Origin of the sequence: Streptomyces sp. NPDC017246 (genome assembly GCF_044331325.1) — a bacterium.
GTDB lineage: Bacteria > Actinomycetota > Actinomycetes > Streptomycetales > Streptomycetaceae > Streptomyces.
Window position 1 is genome coordinate 458,823 of record NZ_JBIRMW010000005.1, and the last position, 19,211, is coordinate 478,033.

At 72.0% G+C, this 19,211-nt stretch carries 17 protein-coding genes; 13 read left to right on the plus strand and 4 right to left on the minus strand.

Annotated features, from left to right (window positions below):
• Positions 1-70: 70 nt before the first annotated feature.
• The 8 genes from ACH4MY_RS15060 to ACH4MY_RS15095 all read left to right on the plus strand — a co-directional run bounded on the left by ACH4MY_RS15060 (position 71) and on the right by ACH4MY_RS15095 (position 9,674).
• Positions 71-1,000, plus strand: coding sequence for a hypothetical protein (locus ACH4MY_RS15060; protein ID WP_398002596.1), 930 nt, complete (start codon positions 71-73; stop codon positions 998-1,000).
• Positions 1,001-1,250: 250 nt separating this feature from the next.
• Complete coding sequence (gene aroA / locus ACH4MY_RS15065; RefSeq protein ID WP_398002599.1) at positions 1,251-2,486, plus strand: 3-phosphoshikimate 1-carboxyvinyltransferase; 1,236 nt, start codon at positions 1,251-1,253, stop codon at positions 2,484-2,486.
• Positions 2,487-2,535: 49 nt separating this feature from the next.
• Positions 2,536-3,786 (plus strand): 1-deoxy-D-xylulose-5-phosphate reductoisomerase, encoded by a 1,251-nt coding sequence (gene dxr / locus ACH4MY_RS15070; protein ID WP_398002601.1) that lies wholly within the window; start codon positions 2,536-2,538, stop codon positions 3,784-3,786.
• Complete coding sequence (locus ACH4MY_RS15075) at positions 3,783-5,090, plus strand: M50 family metallopeptidase (protein ID WP_398002604.1); 1,308 nt, start codon at positions 3,783-3,785, stop codon at positions 5,088-5,090. The genes dxr and ACH4MY_RS15075 overlap by 4 nt, the downstream gene beginning before the upstream one ends.
• 103 nt (positions 5,091-5,193) lie before the next feature.
• On the plus strand, positions 5,194-6,351 hold the full coding sequence (gene ispG / locus ACH4MY_RS15080) for a flavodoxin-dependent (E)-4-hydroxy-3-methylbut-2-enyl-diphosphate synthase (protein WP_386476751.1): 1,158 nt from the start codon (positions 5,194-5,196) through the stop codon (positions 6,349-6,351).
• A gap of 131 nt (positions 6,352-6,482) precedes the next feature.
• Positions 6,483-7,328, plus strand: coding sequence for a GNAT family N-acetyltransferase (locus tag ACH4MY_RS15085; protein WP_398002607.1), 846 nt, complete (start codon positions 6,483-6,485; stop codon positions 7,326-7,328).
• Positions 7,329-7,356: 28 nt separating this feature from the next.
• Positions 7,357-7,902: a GNAT family N-acetyltransferase gene (locus ACH4MY_RS15090; protein ID WP_398002610.1), complete on the plus strand. Its 546-nt coding sequence runs from the start codon at positions 7,357-7,359 to the stop codon at positions 7,900-7,902.
• A 71-nt stretch (positions 7,903-7,973) separates the two neighbouring features.
• A complete protein-coding gene (locus tag ACH4MY_RS15095; RefSeq protein WP_398002612.1) occupies positions 7,974-9,674 on the plus strand; it encodes a proline--tRNA ligase in 1,701 nt (566 codons plus the stop codon).
• Positions 9,675-10,565: 891 nt separating this feature from the next.
• On the opposite strand, the gene ACH4MY_RS15100 is transcribed toward ACH4MY_RS15095, so the two are convergent.
• From ACH4MY_RS15100 to ACH4MY_RS15115, 4 genes are read right to left on the minus strand one after another with little or no spacing between them, the layout of a single operon-like run.
• Positions 10,566-11,507, minus strand: a complete 942-nt coding sequence (locus ACH4MY_RS15100; protein ID WP_398002615.1) for a slipin family protein — start codon at positions 11,505-11,507, stop codon at positions 10,566-10,568.
• 46 nt (positions 11,508-11,553) lie between these two features.
• Complete coding sequence (locus ACH4MY_RS15105; protein WP_398002617.1) at positions 11,554-12,453, minus strand: aminoglycoside phosphotransferase family protein; 900 nt, start codon at positions 12,451-12,453, stop codon at positions 11,554-11,556.
• Between the two features lie 31 nt (positions 12,454-12,484).
• Complete coding sequence (locus tag ACH4MY_RS15110) at positions 12,485-12,901, minus strand: ferritin-like domain-containing protein (RefSeq protein WP_398002620.1); 417 nt, start codon at positions 12,899-12,901, stop codon at positions 12,485-12,487.
• The gene (locus tag ACH4MY_RS15115) at positions 12,898-13,470 is read right to left on the minus strand and encodes a hypothetical protein (protein ID WP_398002622.1); all 573 of its coding nucleotides are present in this window, start codon (positions 13,468-13,470) and stop codon (positions 12,898-12,900) included. Before ACH4MY_RS15115 ends, ACH4MY_RS15110 begins: the two co-directional genes overlap by 4 nt.
• 179 nt (positions 13,471-13,649) lie before the next feature.
• Here ACH4MY_RS15115 and rimP point away from each other — a divergent pair, with 179 nt between their 5' ends.
• The 5 genes from rimP to ACH4MY_RS15140 all read left to right on the plus strand — a co-directional run bounded on the left by rimP (position 13,650) and on the right by ACH4MY_RS15140 (position 19,201).
• On the plus strand, positions 13,650-14,147 hold the full coding sequence (gene rimP, locus ACH4MY_RS15120) for a ribosome maturation factor RimP (RefSeq protein WP_398002625.1): 498 nt from the start codon (positions 13,650-13,652) through the stop codon (positions 14,145-14,147).
• 2 nt (positions 14,148-14,149) lie between these two features.
• Entirely contained in the window at positions 14,150-15,145 is a 996-nt protein-coding gene (gene nusA / locus ACH4MY_RS15125) for a transcription termination factor NusA (RefSeq protein ID WP_398002627.1), read from the plus strand.
• Between the two features lie 74 nt (positions 15,146-15,219).
• Entirely contained in the window at positions 15,220-15,501 is a 282-nt protein-coding gene (locus tag ACH4MY_RS15130) for a YlxR family protein (protein WP_398002630.1), read from the plus strand.
• Between the two features lie 151 nt (positions 15,502-15,652).
• A complete protein-coding gene (infB, locus tag ACH4MY_RS15135; RefSeq protein ID WP_398002633.1) occupies positions 15,653-18,760 on the plus strand; it encodes a translation initiation factor IF-2 in 3,108 nt (1,035 codons plus the stop codon).
• A 147-nt stretch (positions 18,761-18,907) separates the two neighbouring features.
• Positions 18,908-19,201 (plus strand): DUF503 domain-containing protein, encoded by a 294-nt coding sequence (locus tag ACH4MY_RS15140; protein WP_398002739.1) that lies wholly within the window; start codon positions 18,908-18,910, stop codon positions 19,199-19,201.
• Positions 19,202-19,211: the final 10 nt, after the last annotated feature.

Consider the following 19,211-nt stretch of genomic DNA (forward strand, 5'->3'; position numbering starts at 1 on the left):
CCCCCCGCTCACCGGCCCCGCAGTGGCGGGGCCCGTCCCCCCTCCCCTTCCGCACTTCCGAGGAGCCGCCATGGCCGCCCAGGACCGCCTCCCCGCCGGCACGATCCTGCTCAGCGACTCCCGGGCCTTCGGCTGCGCCGGCGCGGTGTTCCGCGTCGACCCGGCGACCGGGGAGCAGCACATGCTCTCCGTGGCGGGCGACCTCCAGGGGGCGAGCGGGATCGCCCTGGAGGCCGATGGCAGCGTCCTGGTCAGCAAGGACCGGTTCTTCCCCGGGACCGGGGCCCTGCTGCGGCTGCCCGCGGGCACCGGGACACAGACCGAGGTGACGTCGGGCGGAAGGTTCGCCGCGCCGGCCGACGTGGCCGTCGAGGCCGACGGCCGCATCCTGATCGCCGACGCCTTCTCCGGAGGTTCCGGCGCGGTGCTCCGCGTCGACCCCGCCACGGGCGAGCAGACCGTCCTGTCCCGGGGCGACGGCGAGGGCGACACCCCGCCGCGGCCCGTGAAGCTGTGCACGGCCCCGGACGGCACGATCCTCGTCGTCGAACAGGCCATGGTGGGCGGCGAGGACCTCTCGTCCCGTGTGGTCCGGGTCGACCCGGACCACACGGTCCGGGTCGACCCGGTCACCGGGGCACGGACGACGGTGACCTCGGGAGGCGAACTGCGCAGCCCGATCGGACTGGCCGTGGCCGGCGACGGCGGCATCCTGATCGCCGACGCCAATGCCTTCGCCGGCTTCGGCGGCGGCGTGATCAGGGTGGATCCGGTCAGCGGGGCCCAGACCACCGTGGCCTCCGGCGGCGGCTTCGTCGGCCCGCGCGCGCTCGCGGTCGAGGCCGACGGCAGCCTGCTGCTCACCGACAACGAGGCCCTGAGCGGCGTGGGGACCCTGTTCCGGGTGAACCCGGCGACGGGGGAGCAGCAGGTGCTCTCCTCCGGCGGTGAATTCAGGTTCCTGACCGGGGTGGCGGTCGTACCGACGACCTCGGGGTGAGGGGCGGGCGGGACGAGGGACGTACGGGGTGAACCGACGGGCCGAGCCGACGGGCCGACGGGACGGGCCGACGGGACGGGCCGACAGGATGGGCCGACGGGACGGGCCGACGGCGCGGGCCCACGGGACGAGCCGAGCGGCCCGGCGCGGACGGACCCGGCACGGACCCGGCACGGACCCGGCACGGACCCGGCGTTCCGCCATGCGGAACGCCGGCCGCCCGGAGGGGAAAGCCCGGCACCATGGACCCGTGACCGTCATCGACATCCCCGGCTCCAAGTCCGTCACCGCCCGCGCGCTCTTCCTCGCCGCGGCGGCCGAGGGCACCACCACCCTCCTCAGGCCCCTCGTCTCCGACGACACCGAGGGCTTCGCGGAGGGCCTCACCGCCCTCGGATACGCCGTCCGCCGCGAGCCCGGCGCCTGGCACATCGAGGGCCGCCCCGCCGGCCCCGGCGCGGACACCGCCGAGGTCTACTGCCGTGACGGCGCCACCACCGCCCGCTTCCTGCCCACCCTCGCCGCCGCGGGCCACGGCACCTTCCGTTTCGACGCCTCCGCGCAGATGCGCCGGCGCCCCCTCGCCCCGCTGACGGAGGCCCTGCGCACCCTCGGCGTCGACCTGCGGCACGGCGAGAAGGAGGGCCACCACCCGCTCGCCGTCCACGCGCACGGCGTGAAGGGCGGCGCGCTCAGCCTCGACGCCGGGCAGTCGTCCCAGTACCTGACGGCCCTGCTCATGCTGGGCCCGCTCACGGCCGAGGGCCTCGACATCACCGTCACCGACCTGGTCTCGGAGCCGTACGTCGAGATCACCCTGGCGATGATGCGGAGCTTCGGCGCCGAGATCCGCCAGGAGGGGCGTACGTACCGGGTCGCCCCGACCGGCTACCGGGCCCGGACGTACGGCATCGAGCCCGACGCCTCCACCGCCAGCTACTTCTTCGCGGCGGCCGCCCTGGAACCCGGCCGCTCGGTCACCGTCCCCGGCCTCGGTACCGGTGCCCTCCAGGGCGACCTGGGCTTCGTCGACGTACTGCGCCGGATGGGCGCCGACGTCGAGATCACCGGGACGGGCACCACCGTCCGTTCCACCGGCACCCTGCGCGGCCTCACGGTCAACATGCGGGACATCTCCGACACGATGCCGACCCTCGCCGCGATCGCGCCCTTCGCCGACGGGCCCGTCCGCATCGAGGACGTCGCCAACACCCGGGTCAAGGAGTGCGACCGCCTCGACGCCTGCGCCGAGAACCTGCGCCGCCTCGGCATCACCGTCCTGACCGGCCCCGACTGGATCGAGATCCACCCGGGCACCCCCAGCGGGCCGGTGGAGATCGCCACCCACGGCGACCACCGGATCGTCATGTCCTTCGCGGTCACCGCCCTGCGCACCCCCGGCATCACCTTCGACGACCCCGGCTGTGTGAAGAAGACGTTCCCCGACTTCCACCGGGTCTTCGACACGTTCGTCCACACCCCGTGAAGACCGCCCCCGTGAAGACCGCACAGCGTTTGCGGCAAGAATGGGGGGCATGAGCGACCGCCCCTCTCCTCTCGCCGATCCCCATATCGCCTTCGACGTCTCCGAAGGACGCCGGGACATCGTCGTCCTCGGCTCGACCGGGTCCATCGGCACCCAGGCCATCGACCTGGTGCTGCGCAACCCCGACCGCTTCCGGGTCACCGCCCTGGCCGCCTCGGGCGGCCGGGTCGCGCTGCTCGCCGAGCAGGCGCACAAGCTGAAGGTCGCCGCGGTCGCCGTGGCCCGCGAGGAGGTGCTGCCGGAGCTGCGTGACGCGCTGAAGGCGCTGTACGGCTCCGAGCCGCTGCCCGAGCTCCTCACCGGCCCCGACGCGGCCACCCAGCTCGCCGCCTCGCCGTGCCACACCGTTCTCAACGGCATCACCGGCTCCATCGGCCTCGCACCCACCCTGGCCGCCCTCGAAGCCGGCCGGACCCTCGCCCTCGCCAACAAGGAGTCGCTGATCGTCGGCGGCCCGCTGGTGAAGGCGCTCGCGAAGCCGGGTCAGATCATCCCGGTGGACTCCGAGCACGCCGCCCTCTTCCAGGCGCTCGCCGCGGGCACCCGCGCCGACGTCCGCAAGCTGGTCGTCACCGCGTCCGGCGGCCCCTTCCGCGGCCGTACGCGCGCGGAGCTCGCCGGCGTCACCCGCGAGGACGCGCTCGCCCACCCGACCTGGGCCATGGGCCCGGTGATCACGGTGAACAGCGCCACCCTGGTGAACAAGGGCCTGGAGGTCATCGAGGCGCACCTCCTCTACGACATCCCCTTCGACCGCATCGAGGTCGTCGTCCACCCGCAGTCGTACGTGCACTCGATGGTCGAGTTCACGGACGGCTCCACGCTCGCCCAGGCCACCCCGCCCGACATGGGCGGCCCGATCGCCATCGGCATCGGCTGGCCCGAGCGGGTCCCGGACGCGGCCCCCGCCTTCGACTGGACCAAGGCCTCCACCTGGGAGTTCTTCCCGCTCGACACCGAGGCCTTCCCGTCGGTCGGCCTGGCCCGGCACGTCGGCGAACTGGGCGGCACCGCCCCCGCCGTCTTCAACGCGGCGAACGAGGAGTGCGTCGAGGCGTTTCTCGCCGGACGGCTGCCGTTCAACGGAATCATGGATACGGTCACAGCGGTCGTCACGGAGCACGGCGTTCCCGCCACGGGAACCTCTCTCACCGTGCCGGACGTCCTCGAAGCGGAGACCTGGGCGCGCGCCCGGGCCCGAGAGCTCGCAGCGAAGGCAACAGCGGAGGCCCGCGCATGAACGAAGTGGTCCTGTACATCCTGGGCATCGTGCTGTTCGCCTTCGGCCTTCTCGTCTCCATCGCGTGGCACGAGCTGGGCCACCTCTCCACGGCCAAGCTCTTCGGCATCCGCGTGCCGCAGTACATGGTCGGCTTCGGTCCCACGATCTGGTCGAGGAAGCGCGGCGAGACCGAGTACGGCATCAAGGCCATCCCGGCCGGCGGCTACATCCGCATGATCGGCATGTTCCCGCCCGGCGAGGACGGCAAGATCGAGGCCCGCTCCACCTCGCCCTGGCGGTCGATGATCGAGGACGCCCGGGAGGCCTCGTACGAGGAGCTCAAGCCCGGCGACGAGACCCGGCTCTTCTACACGCGCAAGCCGTGGAAGCGCGTGATCGTGATGTTCGCCGGACCGTTCATGAACCTGGTCCTGGCGGTGGCGCTGTTCTTCGGCTCGATGATGACGCTGGGCATCCAGGGCCAGACGACGCAGGTGGCCGGCGTCCAGAAGTGCGTCATCAAGCAGAGCGAGAAGCGCGAGAAGTGCGCGGCGGGCGACCCCGTCTCCCCGGCGTTCAAGGCCGGCCTGAAGGAAGGCGACAAGATCGTCGCCTTCAACGGCACGCCGGTGAGCGACTGGGACACCCTCTCGGACCGCATCCGCGCCACCATCGGCCCGGCGACGGTCACCGTCGAGCGGGCCGGGCAGCGGGTCGAGCTGCACCCCACCCTCGTCTCCAACGAGGTGCCGAAGAAGGACAAGGACGGCAAGGTCGTCCAGCCGCTCGACTACGGACCCGCCGGCTACCTCGGCTTCGCCTCCAAGACCGAGGTCGCGCCCCTCACCTTCGTCGAGACCACCGACCGCATGGGCGACCTGCTGGAGAACGGCGTCCACTCGGTCATCGCCCTCCCCGGCAAGATCCCCGGCCTGTGGGACGCCACCTTCGGGGACGGCGAGCGCGCCGACGACTCCCCGGTCGGCGTCGTCGGAGCCGCCCGCATCACCGGCGAGCTGATGACCGTCGAGGCCCCGCCCTCGACGATCCTCGTGATGTTCATGAACCTGCTCGTCGGGTTCAACGTGTCGCTGTTCCTGTTCAACATGCTCCCGCTGCTGCCGCTCGACGGCGGTCACATCGCGGGCGCCCTGTGGGAGTCCGTACGCCGTCACACGGCCCGGATCTTCAAGCGCCCCGACCCGGGCCCCTTCGACGTGGCGAAGCTGATGCCCGCCGCGTACGTGGTGGCCGGAGTCTTCGTCTGTTTCACGCTGCTCGTCCTCGCCGCCGACCTCGTCAACCCGGTGAAGATCACGTAGCCCACAGGGGGGCCGGACCCATCGGTGTCCGGCCTCCCGCGCCCGGGGCGGTAACCTCGGAGACCTGAGCCCGCCGACGCACAACCTTGAGGTTGCACAAAAGATGACCGCGATTTCTCTCGGTATCCCGACCGTCCCGACCCGGCTCGCCGAGCGGCGCAAGAGCCGGAAGATCCAGGTCGGCACCGTGGCCGTCGGCGGTGACGCACCCGTCTCCGTGCAGTCGATGACCACCACCCGCACGTCCGACATCGGCGCCACGCTGCAGCAGATCGCCGAGCTGACGGCCTCCGGCTGCCAGATCGTCCGCGTGGCCTGCCCCACCCAGGACGACGCCGACGCCCTCGCGGTCATCGCGCGGAAGTCGCAGATCCCGGTCATCGCCGACATCCACTTCCAGCCGAAGTACGTCTTCGCCGCGATCGACGCCGGCTGCGCCGCCGTCCGCGTCAACCCGGGCAACATCAAGCAGTTCGACGACAAGGTCAAGGAGATCGCCAAGGCGGCCTCCGACGCCGGGACCCCGATCCGCATCGGCGTCAACGCCGGCTCGCTCGACGCCCGTCTGCTGAAGAAGTACGGCAAGGCCACCCCCGAGGCGCTCGTCGAGTCCGCCCTCTGGGAGGCCGGCCTCTTCGAGGAGCACGGCTTCCGCGACATCAAGATCTCGGTCAAGCACAACGACCCGGTCGTCATGGTCGAGGCCTACCGCCAGCTCGCCGCCCAGTGCGACTACCCGCTGCACCTCGGCGTCACCGAGGCGGGCCCCGCCTTCCAGGGCACCATCAAGTCGGCCGTCGCCTTCGGCGCGCTCCTCGCCCAGGGCATCGGCGACACCATCCGCGTCTCGCTCTCCGCGCCGCCGGCCGAGGAGATCAAGGTCGGCATCCAGATCCTGGAGTCGCTGAACCTCCGCCAGCGCCGCCTGGAGATCGTCTCCTGCCCGTCCTGCGGCCGCGCCCAGGTCGACGTCTACAAGCTCGCGGAGGAGGTCACCGCCGGCCTCGACGGCATGACCGTCCCGCTGCGCGTGGCCGTCATGGGCTGCGTCGTCAACGGCCCGGGCGAGGCCCGCGAGGCCGACCTCGGCGTCGCCTCCGGCAACGGCAAGGGCCAGATCTTCGTGAAGGGCGAGGTCATCAAGACCGTCCCCGAGTCGAAGATCGTCGAGACCCTCATCGAAGAGGCGCTGAAGATCGCCGAGCAGATGGAGAAGGACGGCGTCGCCAGCGGCGAACCGTCCGTCGCCGTCGCCGGCTGAGCCCCGCACCCCGACGCCGAAGCCCCTCCGCCCCGACGGGCGGAGGGGCTTCGCGTGCGTGCAGGGCCCCGCCACAGGCGAGAGAGGTAAAGTGCGGGGACCACGCAGAACCGTACGGTGAGGCCCCCTTCGTGCTGACACACCCCGCCACCCGGGTCCTCGAACCCGCCGACCTCGGCGCCGCCCTCGCCGTTCTGGAGAGCGCCCCCGTCGAGAACGCCTTCGTGACCGCCCGCGTCCAGGTCGCCGGACTCGACCCCTGGCGCCTCGGCGGCGAGATGTGGGGCTGGTACAGCGAGGGCCGGCTGCGGTCCCTCTGCTACTCCGGCGCCAACCTCGTGCCCCTCTGCGCGACGCCCGAGGCCGTCCGCGCCTTCGCCGACCGGGCCCGCAGGATCGGCCGCCGCTGTTCCTCGATCGTCGGCCCCGCCGAGCCCACCACCGAGCTGTGGCGGCTCCTGGAGCCCAGCTGGGGCCCCGCGCGCGACGTCCGCGCCCGCCAGCCGCTGATGGTCGCCGAGGGGCCCTCCACCACCGTCACGCCCGATCCGCTGGTGCGCCGCGTCCGCAAGGACGAGATGGACGTGATCATGCCCGCCTGCGTGGCCATGTTCACCGAGGAGGTCGGCGTCTCCCCGCTCGCCAACGACGGCGGACTGCTCTACCAGGCCCGGGTCGCCGAACTCGTCGGCAGCGGCCGCTCCTTCGCCCGCATCCAGGACGGCAAGGTCGTCTTCAAGGCCGAGATCGGCGCCGCCACCCGCCAGGCCTGCCAGATCCAGGGCGTCTGGGTCGCCCCCGAGCACCGCGGCAAGGGCCTCTCCGAGACGGGCATGGCCGCCGTCCTCCAGTACGCCCTGGCCGACATCGCACCCCTCGTCAGCCTGTACGTGAACGACTACAACACCCCGGCGAGGGCCTCCTACCGCCGCGTCGGCTTCCAGGAGACCGGCGCCTTCATGAGCGTGCTGTTCTGAGGCCCCGGCCGCTTGTAGGGTGCGCCGCATGGATGACGCAGAAGTCATGATCGGACCGGTCAATCTCGCCGCCCGGGTGGACGAGGCGCTCGCCGTGCAGGCGCTCGCCTTCGGCCTGGACGACGACGAGATCGCCGTACGCCGCCACATCGTGCTGCGCCACCTGCTGAGCCCCGGCGCCCGTGCCTACGGGGCCACCACCCCCGAGGGGAAGCTCGTCGGATTCGTGTACGGGATGCCCAACGACCGCACCCACTGGTGGTCCACCGTCGTCGAGTCGTACCTGCGCGCCACCGGCACCGCCGACTGGCTCGAGGACTCCTTCGTGATCACCGAACTCCACGTCCACCCCGCCCACCAGGGCCGCGGCCTGGGCCGCGAACTGATCACCACCATCACCGACGGGGCCGCCGAACCACGCTCGATCCTCTCCGCGATCGACACCGAAAGCCCGGCCCGCGGCCTCTACCGCTCCCTCGGCTACGAGGACCTCGCCCGCCAGGTGCACTTCCCGAGCGCCGTCCGCCCGTACGCCGTGATGGGCGCACCCCTGCCGCTCAAGCGCCGGAACTGATTTCTCCGACCAGGGGCCACCCGGCTAACCTCGGGGCCATCACCGTCAGTCCCGGCAGGAGTACGAGAACCATGGCCAACGCACCGGTCCAGCGCATGTCCCAGTTGATGGCGAAGACGCTGCGCGACGACCCGGCCGACGCCGAGGTCCTCAGTCACAAGCTCCTCGTCCGCGCCGGATACGTGCGCCGCACCGCCGCCGGCATCTGGAGCTGGCTGCCCCTGGGCAAGAAGGTCCTCACCAACATCGAGCGCATCGTCCGCGAGGAGATGGACGCCATCGGCGCCCAGGAGGTCACCCTCCCCGCGCTGCTGCCGCGTGAGCCCTACGAGGCGACCGGCCGCTGGGACGAGTACGGCGCCGAGCTCTTCCGCCTCCAGGACCGCAAGGGCGGCGACTACCTCCTCGGCCCGACGCACGAGGAGATCTTCACCCTCCTCGTCAAGGACCAGTGCTCGTCCTACAAGGACCTGCCGGTCATCCTCTACCAGATCCAGAACAAGTTCCGCGACGAGGCCCGCCCCCGCGCCGGCATCCTGCGCGGCCGCGAGTTCCTGATGAAGGACTCGTACTCCTTCGACACGGAGGACGAGGGCCTCGCCCAGTCCTACGCCCTGCACCGCCAGGCCTACCAGCGCGTCTTCGAGCGCCTCGGCCTCGACTACCGCATCGTCGCCGCCACCGCCGGCGCCATGGGCGGCTCGAAGTCCGAGGAGTTCCTCGCCCCGGCCGAGGCCGGCGAGGACACCTTCGCCGACTGCCCGAACTGCGACTTCGCGGCGAACACCGAGGCGATCTCCTACGAGCTGCAGACGGTCGACGGCTCCGCCGTCCCGGCCGCCGAGGAGATCCCCACCCCCGACACCCCGACCATCGAGACCCTCGCCGCCTCCCTCGGCGTCCCGGCCTCCGCCACGCTCAAGAACCTCCTGGTGAAGGTCGACGGCGAGATCGTCGCCGTCGGCGTCCCCGGCGACCGCGAGGTCGACCTGGGCAAGGTCGAGGAGCACTTCGCCCCCGCGACCGTCGAAATGGTCACCGAGACCGACTTCGCCGAGCGCGCGGACCTCGTCCGCGGCTACGTCGGCCCCCAGGGCCTGGAGAAGGTCACCTACATCGCCGACCCGCGCGTGGCCCCCGGCACCGCGTGGATCACGGGCGCCAACAAGAACGGCACGCACGCGAAGAACGTCGTCGCGGGCCGTGACTTCGAGGTCTCCGAGTACGTCGACGTCGTGGTCGTCCAGGAAGGCGACCCGTGCCCCAAGTGCGGCACCGGCCTGAAGCTGGACCGTGCCATCGAGATCGGCCACATCTTCCAGCTGGGCCGCAAGTACGCGGACGCCCTCAAGCTCGACGTCCTCGGCCAGAACGGCAAGCCCGTCCGCGTCACCATGGGCTCGTACGGCATCGGCGTCTCGCGCGCCGTCGCCGCGCTCGCCGAGCAGACCGCCGACGACAAGGGCCTCTGCTGGCCGGCCGAGGTCGCCCCGGCCGACGTCCACGTCGTCGCCGCCGGCAAGGCCCTCCAGACGGAACTGGCCCTGGAGGTCTCCGACAAGCTGTCCGCCGCCGGCCTCCGCGTCCTGGTCGACGACCGCGCGGGTGTCTCCCCGGGCGTCAAGTTCACCGACGCGGAGCTCATGGGCGTCCCGAAGATCCTGGTCGCGGGCCGCCGCTCGGGCGAGGGCGTCGTGGAGCTGAAGGACCGCCGGACGGGCGAGCGCGAGGAGATGACGGTCGACGAGGCGATCACCCGCCTCACCGCCTGACCCCGCGCGGGTGCGGGGCCACCCCCTCGCACCCACCACGACGCCGCCCGCGCGGCCTGCACGACCCTCCCGCCTGTGCGGGCCGCGCGGCCAGTCCGCCTGTGCGGCTGCTCATGCACACTCCGCCCCACCGCCGCCCGGGCCCGCCCACGCGCCCGGCCCACCGCCGTGCGGGCCCGCCCGCCCGGGCCACCGTCGTGTGCGCACGCGCACGTTGCCCCGGCCCCCGCCGTGCGGGCACGGCAGCCTGCCCCGCCGGAGCCACCGCCGTGTAGGCCCGCCCACGTCGGCCAGGCCCACCACCGCGTGGGCACGCCCGCGCTGCCCTTGCCCGCCACCGCGTGCGCACGCGCGCGTTGCCCCCGCCCGCCGCCGTTCGGGCCCGCCCACGGGGCTCGCGCCTCGGACCACCGCCCGTGCGGGGCACGCCCGCCGGCTCCGGCCGCTCACCCACTGCCCGTGTGGGCGATCGTCCCGCTGGGGCGGGACGGGTGGGCACACGGGACGCGCGCTTGGCGGCGCGTCCGCCCCTTGTGCCTGGACCCGCAGCAACAGTGCGGCGCACCCCGGGTGCGGGTTACGGCGCGGAAGCCTGGGCCCGGCAAGGGGCGACGTTCCGTTGTGCCCACCCGTTCCGCCCCAGCGGAACAGTTGCCCACAACGGGGTGGCGACGACGCACGTCGTGTCCGCCCGTTCCGCCCCAGCGGAACAGTTGCCCACAACGGGGTGGCGACGACGCACGTCGTGTCCGCCCGTTCCGGCCCGGCGGAACAGCTGCCCACAACGGGGTGGCGACGTCGCCCGTTGTGACCTCCGGTTCCGTCTCAGCGGAACCAACGCCCACAACGGGGTGGCGCGGCGGAACACGGGCGCCCGCGGCCCGGGGCGGGTCAGGCGCCGTCCTCCTGTGGTGTCGGTTCGACCGACGCGCCCGCCAGGTCCTCCACCGGCTCCACCCCCTCCGCCGCGTGCGCCGCCCCCTTGAGGTACGCGTTGCTGACCGGAGTCGTCACCACAGGCGCCTCCTTCGCGACGCCGGCGCCGGCGTCGGCGCCCGCCCCGGCGACCGGCCCCGCCGTCGAGCGTTCCAGGAACCGCAGCAGTTCCACCGGGAACGGCAGCACCAGCGTCGAGTTCTTCTCCGCCGCCACCGCGACCACCGTCTGCAGCAGCCTCAGCTGAAGCGCCGCGGGCTGGTCGGACATGACCTCCGCCGCCTCCGCCAGCTTCTTCGACGCCTGGAGTTCCGCGTCCGCGTTGATGACCCGTGCCCGGCGTTCACGGTCCGCCTCCGCCTGCCGGGCCATCGACCGCTTCATGGTCTCGGGCAGGGAGACGTCCTTGATCTCGACGCGGTCGATGGCGACGCCCCAGCCCATCGCCGGGCTGTCGAGCATGAGCTCGAGTCCCTGGTTGAGCTTCTCGCGGTTGGACAGCAGGTCGTCGAGGTCGCTCTTGCCGATGATGGACCGCAGTGAGGTCTGCGCCATCTGGGAGACCGCGAACTTGTAGTCCTCGACCCGCACCAGCGCGTCCGCCGCGTCGACCACCTTGAAGTACACGACCGCGTCGACCCGTACCGTCACGTTGTCCCGGGTGATGCCCTCCTGCGCGGGAACGGGCATGGTGACGATCTGCATGTTCACTTTGTGCAGGCGCTCGACGACCGGCACGATCATCGTGAATCCAGGCGATCGCACGTCGTCGCGCAGCCGCCCGAAGCGGAAGACGACGCCTCGCTCGTACTGCTTCACGACGCGTGCCGCCGCGCCCGCGTACACGGCGGTCGCCGCGGCCGCGCCGGCCGCCGCCATCAGCAGTTCTTCGATCATCACGGCCCCCTGCACTTGAGCCGAACGGTACAAAAAGGGTATTCCCTTACAGCCAGCTCGCGAACTCCAGGAGCAGCTCGGCATCCTGCCGGCGCCCCGCCGTCAGCGCCCGTGTCCCCGATTCGACCGCGCGGAACAGGGTCCAGCCGCGCAGCCGCTCCCGGTCCAGGTCCAGGGAGTCCGCCAGTTTGTTGACCCGCCGCCGGGCCGCCGAGGCGCCCGAGGAGGCGGCGACCAGGTCCTCGACCCGGTCCCGTACCAGCCGGGCCAGGTCGTAGGCCCGCTCGCCGACCAGCGGTTCCGGGCCGACGGCCAGCCAGGGCGCCCGGTCACCGGCGAGCACCTTGCCCTGCCGGAAGTTCCCGTGCAGCAGCAGCGACTCGGCGGAGGCGGTCACGAGCTCCTCGCGGGCGGCGAGCGCCGCCGCCGTCAGCTCGGCGGTCGCCGCATCGGACAGGTGGGGGGCCATGGCCTCGGTCTGCCGGGCCGTCCGCTCGGTCACCGTCTCGAAGTCGTGTTCCGGCGCGGGCTCGACCCACAGTTTGCGTACGGTTCCCGCCGCTTCCAGGAGCGCCTTCGCCTCCGGCAGGGAGCGGAGGGAGACCTCGGGGTGCAGCCGTTCGAGGACGAGCGCGTCCTCCTCGGCGGTGTCGAGGAGCTGGACCGCGCCCCAGCCGTTCCAGTGCGCGAGCGCGTCCCGTTCCCGGTCCGGCCGGGCGAACGGGGGAGCGATCTTGAGCGCGGCGGGGGAGCCGTCGGGCCGGCGGACGAGCACGACCAGGCTGCTCCGTCCGCCGGGTGCCATCACCCGTTCGGTCTCCAGGGACGCGTGGTCCAGCACCTGTCCGGCGAGCTCGGGCAGCTTTCCGAGCCACTCGGCCGCGACGGCGTCCCCGTACGTCTCACCGAGCGTCCTGACCAGTCGCTGCGGCGGTTCGAAACCCATGCGTACGTTGTTCCTTCGGTCGGGGCCGGACTCACACCCGCTCGGCGAGCCCAGGAAAGGTTACGTCGCTGCCGCGCCAGCGGACGGCGCGTACCGCCGCCTCCCTGAGCGCGGCGGCCGCCTCGCGCCGCCGGGGACCCTCGGAGGCCCGGACGAGGTCGGAGTAGACCCCGGCCACCCGGTCCTCCAGGACGGCGGCGAGTCGTACGGCGCCGGCCGGGTCCGCGACCCGGAACGGCAGCTCGTACGCGGCCGCCGCCGCCACCGGTGTGCCGCCGAGGTCGCGTACGGTCCGGCGCAGCGCGTCCCGGCGTGCCCGGTGGGCCTCGTACGCGGCGGTGGCCTCGGCCCGTCGTTCCGTACCGATCCGGCCGCCGACGACCCCGTACCCGTACACCGCGGCGTGCTCGGCGGCCAGTGCGGCCTGGGTCGCGTCGAGGGCGCTCATGCCCGTGCTCCTTCGGTCAGCAGATAGGCGTGCGCGGCGCCGGCGGCGGCCACGGAGGCGAGCAGCCGGGCGTATTCGGGCGGGGCGGTGAGCAGCGCGGCGGTGTGCGCGTCGGAGGCGGTGCGTTCGGCCGTCGCGAGCTCCTTGAGGGCCGCCCGGGGGTCGGTGGCCACCGGCGCCGGCACGGGCGCGGGGGAGACCGTGGGCTTCGCGGAGGCCTTGGCCGGGGCGGCCGGGTCGGTGGGGGCGGCCGTGGCGGGCCGTACCGTCGTACCGCCCTCGCCGAGGGCCTCGGTGTGCGCCGCCACCGAGCGCCGCAGCGGGCTCAGCCGGGGGCCGAGGGCCGGGTGCGCGGCGAGGGCGGCGTCGTAACGTTCCAGCAGGGTCCTGGAGGCGGTCACGGAGCGCAGCCGCAGGGCCGCCTCGGCGCGGGCCACCCGTTCGGCCTCCCGTTCGGCGGCGGAGGGCTTCCTCGGGGCGGGCTCCTCGGAGGTGCAGCCCGACAGTGCCGCCGCGGCGGCGGCCGAGATCCCCGCCGTCAGGAGTGCGCGCCTGCCCGTCGTCGTCACACTCTCTCCCTCGGCCGTGGTACGTCGTCGAAGATCGTCCGGATCACCGCAGGCGAGCGTACCCGCGGCCCCCGGGGCGGTGGACGGCAACACCCTCCGGGACCGGATACCCTTTGGTCTGACACGCGACGAACACGCGGCGAACCCACAACAGCACACGCGGCCGAGGAGTCACCCGGATGAGCACCACCCAGAGCGACAGGCTGCGCGGACTCGTGGAGCCGCTGGTCCACGCGAAGGACCTGGATCTGGAAGAGATCGAGGTGTCCCGGGCCGGCCGTCGTGGACTGGTGAGGATCGTCGTCGATTCGGACGAGGGCGTGGAGCTGGACGCCTGTGCCGAGCTGAGCCGCGCGATCTCCGAGAAGCTCGACGAGACCGACGCGATGGGCGAGGGCGAGTACGTCCTCGAAGTCAGCTCTCCCGGCGCCGACCGCCCCCTGACCCAGTACCGCCACTACGTGCGCGCCACCGGTCGTCTGGTCAAGCTGCAGTTCGCCGAGACCGAAGAACTGGTCGCACGGATTCTCGCCGTGGACGAGAACGGCCTCGACCTCGAAGTGCCGGGCGTGAAGGGGCGCAAGCCCACCGCCCGCCGGGTCGAGTTCGCCGACATCGTCAAGGCGCGTGTCGAGATCGAGTTCAACCGCAAGGACAAGAAGGAAGAGGAGGCGTAGCCGTGGACATCGACGTGAAGCTGCTCAAGGGCTTGGCGAATGAGAAGGAGATCTCCTTCGACCTGCTGGTCGAGGCGATCGAGTCGGCCCTCCTCATCGCGTACCACCGCACTCCCGACGCCCGCCGCCACGCGCGCGTGGAGCTGGACCGGCACACCGGTCACGTGACGGTGTGGGCGAAGGAAGACCCCTCCGAGCTGGAGGAGGGCCAGGAGCCCAAGGACTTCGACGACACCCCGTCGGACTTCGGCCGGATCGCCGCGAGCACCGCCCGCCAGGTGATCCAGCAGCGTCTTCGCGACGCCGAGAACGATGTGACCTTCGGTGAGTACGCGCGCCGTGAGGGCGATGTCGTCGCCGGTGTGGTGCAGCAGGGCAAGGACCCGAAGAACGTCCTGGTCCGGCTGGACGACAAGCTGGAGGCCATTCTCCCGGTGCAGGAGCAGGTGCCGGGCGAGGACTACACGCACGGTCTGCGGCTGCGGACGTACGTCGTCCGGGTGGCGAAGGGTGTGCGCGGTCCGTCCGTCACCCTTTCGCGTACCCACCCCAATCTGGTGAAGAAGCTCTTCGCCCTCGAGGTGCCGGAGATCGCCGACGGTTCGGTCGAGATCGCGGCGATCGCCCGTGAGGCCGGTCACCGCACCAAGATCGCCGTCCGGTCCACCCGTTCGGGCCTGAACCCCAAGGGCGCCTGCATCGGCCCGATGGGCAGCCGTGTCCGCAACGTGATGGCGGAGCTCCTCGGCGAGAAGATCGACATCGTCGACTGGTCGGACGACCCGGCCGAGATGGTGGCGAACGCGCTCTCCCCGGCCCGGGTCTCCAGGGTCGAGGTCGTCGACATGGCCGCCCGCTCCGCGCGGGTGACGGTGCCGGACTACCAGCTGTCGCTGGCGATCGGCAAGGAGGGCCAGAACGCCCGCCTGGCCGCGCGCCTCACCGGCTGGCGGATCGACATCCGCCCGGACACGGAGCTGAACGGTCCCGAGGACTGAGACCGTTTTTGGCCAACAGCTGTTCGATTCTTGCCCCAAACAGGTGAGGTCGGTACGGGGAGGTAGACTTAATCGTGTCTGGCCGGACGCATGCCTGCGCGTGCCCTGAGCGAACCTGTGTGGGGTGCCGGGAGCGAGCGGCCAAGAGCGATCTGCTGCGGATCGTGGTGAGCAAGGACGAGTGCGTTCCTGATCATCGCGGTACGCTGCCCGGCCGGGGTGCGTACCTGCACCCCGTCGTGGCTTGTCTCGATCTGGCGGTCCGCCGCCGAGCGTTCCCGAGGGCCTTCAAGGTCCAGGGCCCGCTCGAAACAGCGGAACTACGTCATCACGTCGAACAGCCGGCACCGCAGTGAACAAGAAGTACGGCACGGAACACCGTGCGGTCAGGTACCTCGCGAGTTGGAAGTAGGTCGAGATTGCGATGAGCACTCGATGAGTACGCGATGAGTACGCCCATGAAGTAGCGACGGTCCGGCGGTAACCCGGACCTCACAAAGGAGCAAAGTGGCTAAGGTCCGGGTATACGAACTCGCCAAGGAGTTCGGTGTGGAGAGCAAGGTCGTCATGGCCAAGCTCCAAGAACTCGGTGAATTCGTCCGTTCGGCGTCCTCGACGATCGAGGCGCCGGTCGTGCGCAAGTTGACTGACGCTTTGCAGGGTCCCGGCGGCAACGCCGGCAAGACCGCTGCCAAGCCCGGCGCGCCCCGCAAGGCGGCGCCCTCCCCCGCGGCGCCGTCTCCGGCCGCCGCGGCTCGTCCCGCTGCCCCGAAGCCCGGCGCCCCGGCCCCCAAGCCGGCCCCCGCCGCGCCTGCGGCGCCGGCCCCGGTCACTCCGGCCGCGCCCGCCGCGAGCAGCACCCCCTCTCAGGCTCCGGCCGCCTCGGGCCCCCGCCCGGGCCCGAAGCCCGCGCCCAAGCCGGTCACCCCGGCTCCGGCCGCCCCCGAGTTCACCGCGCCCCCGTCGGCTCCCGCCGCCGGTCAGCGCCCCTCCGGCGGCGCCCAGGCACCTCGTCCCGCCGGCGAGCGTCCGGCCCGTCCGGGTCAGGGCGCGCCGCGTCCGCAGGGCCAGGGTGCCCCGCGTCCGCAGGGCCAGGGCGCTCCGCGTCCGGGCGGTGCCCGTCCGGCCGGTCCCCGTCCGGGCAACAACCCCTTCACCTCGGGTGGCTCCACCGGAATGGCGCGGCCGCAGTCGCCGCGTCCGGGTGGCGGCGCTCCCCGTCCCGGCGGCTCCGGTGCCGCTCCGGGCGCCCCGCGTCCGCAGGGTGGCCCCGGTGGCGCTCCGCGTCCGCAGGGTCAGGGCGGCGCTCGTCCGACCCCCGGTGGCATGCCTCGCCCGCAGGCTCCCCGTCCGGGCGGCGCGCCCGGCGGTAACCGTCCGAACCCGGGCATGATGCCGCAGCGTCCCGCTGCCGGCCCGCGTCCCGGTCCTGGCGGCGGCGGTGGCCGCGGTCCCGGTGGCCCCGGCGGCCGTCCGGGTGGTCCCGGCGGTGGCGGTGGCGGCGGTCGTCCCGGCTTCGCCGGTCGTCCGGCCGGTCCCGGCGGTGGCGGCGGCGGCTTCGCCGGTCGTCCCGGTGGTCCCGGTGGCGGCGGCGGTCGTCCGGGTGGTCCCGGCGGCGGTGGCGGCGGCTTCGGCGGTCGTCCCGGTGGCTTCGGTGGCCGTCCCGGCGGTCCGGGTGGCCGTGGTGGCACGCAGGGCGCCTTCGGTCGTCCCGGCGGTCCCGCGCGTCGCGGTCGCAAGTCGAAGCGTCAGAGGCGCCAGGAGTACGAGGCCATGCAGGCCCCGTCCGTGGGCGGCGTGATGCTGCCTCGCGGCCACGGCGAGACCATTCGCCTGTCGCGCGGTGCGTCCCTCACCGACTTCGCCGAGAAGATCGGCGCCAACCCGGCGTCGCTCGTCGCGGTGATGATGAACCTCGGCGAGATGGTCACGGCCACGCAGTCCGTGTCCGACGACACGCTGTCGATGCTCGGCGACGAGATGAACTACACCGTTCAGATCGTCTCGCCGGAGGAAGAGGACCGCGAGCTCCTCGAGTCCTTCGACATCGAGTTCGGCGAGGACGAGGGCGGCGAAGAGGCTCTGGTCTCCCGTCCGCCGGTCGTCACCGTCATGGGTCACGTCGACCACGGTAAGACCCGACTTCTCGACGCGATCCGCAAGACGAACGTCGTCGCGGGCGAGGCCGGCGGCATCACCCAGCACATCGGTGCCTACCAGGTGGGTACCGAGGTCAACGGCGAAGAGCGTCGCATCACCTTCATCGACACCCCGGGTCACGAGGCGTTCACCGCCATGCGTGCCCGTGGTGCGAAGTCGACCGACATCGCGATCCTCGTGGTCGCGGCCAACGACGGCGTCATGCCGCAGACGATCGAGGCGCTCAACCACGCCAAGGCCGCCGGCGTCCCGATCGTCGTCGCGGTCAACAAGATCGACGTCGAGGGCGCGGACCCGACCAAGGTCCGCGGTCAGCTGACCGAGTTCGGTCTGGTGGCCGAGGAGTACGGCGGCGACACGATGTTCGTCGACATCTCCGCCAAGCAGGGTCTGCACATCGACTCCCTGCTGGAGGCCGTGGTCCTCACCGCGGACGCCTCGCTCGACCTGCGGGCCAACCCGAACCAGGACGCGCAGGGTATTGCGATCGAGTCCCACCTCGACCGCGGTCGCGGTGCCGTCTCGACCGTCCTGGTCCAGCGCGGAACGCTGCGCATCGGCGACACCGTGGTGGTCGGCGACGCGTACGGCCGTGTCCGGGCGATGCTCGACGACAAGGGCAACAACGTCGAGGAGGCGACCCCGTCGACTCCCGTCCTGGTGCTCGGTCTCACCAACGTGCCGGGTGCCGGCGACAACCTCCTGGTTGTCGACGAGGACCGTACGGCCCGTCAGATCGCCGAGAAGCGCGCTGCGCGTGAGCGCAACGCCGCCTTCGCCAAGCGCGTCCGCCGGGTGTCCCTCGAGGACCTCGACAAGGTGCTCAAGGCCGGTCTCGTCCAGGAACTCAACCTCATCATCAAGGGCGACGCGTCCGGTGCGGTCGAGGCTCTCGAGGCCTCGCTGCTCCAGCTCGACGTCGGCGAAGAGGTCGACATCCGTGTCCTGCACCGCGGTGTGGGTGCGGTCACCGAGTCGGACATCGACCTGGCCATGGGCTCCGACGCCATCGTCATCGGCTACAACGTCCGTGCGGCCGGCCGTGCCGCGCAGATGGCGGAGCGCGAGGGCGTCGACGTCCGGTACTACTCGGTCATCTACCAGGCGATCGAGGAGATCGAGGCGGCGCTCAAGGGCCTCCTCAAGCCGGAGTACGAAGAGGTCGAGCTCGGTACGGCGGAGATCCGCGAGGTCTTCCGCTCGTCCAAGCTGGGCAACATCGCCGGTGTCCTCATCCGCTCCGGCGAGGTCAAGCGCAACACCAAGGCGCGTCTCGTCCGCGACGGCAAGGTCATCGCCGAGGACCTCACGATCCACGGTCTGCGCCGCTTCAAGGACGACGTCACCGAGATCCGCGAAGGCTTCGAGGGCGGTATCAACCTCGGAAACTTCAACGACATCAAGATCGACGACGTCATCGCGACGTACGAGATGCGCGAGAAGCCGCGCGCCTGATCGCGTCCGATCGCAGCAGTGAGCCGGGGCCGGTCGGCGGAAAGTATTCCGTCGATCGGCCCCGGCCGTTGCGTGTACGGTTTCGGTGTCCCCGCCGAGTGGTCGGCGGGCACACCGAACCCGAACCGGCGGGACATCCGGACATACATGTATGTGGGGACACTGTCCTTCGATCTGCTCCTCGGCGACGTACGTTCGTTGAAGGAGAAACGCTCCGTCGTCAAGCCGATCCTGGCCGAGCTCCAGCGCAAATTCGCGGTGAGCGTGGCGGAGGTCGGCGGCCAGAACCTCCATCGGCGGGCCGAGATCGGCGTCGCGATGGTGTCGGGGGAGCCGGGGCACCTCAGCGACGTACTGGACCGGTGCGAGCGGCTCGTCGCCGCGCGTCCCGAGGTGGAGCTGCTTTCGGTGCGCCGCAGGCTCCACACTGATGAAGACTGATTTGAGCAAG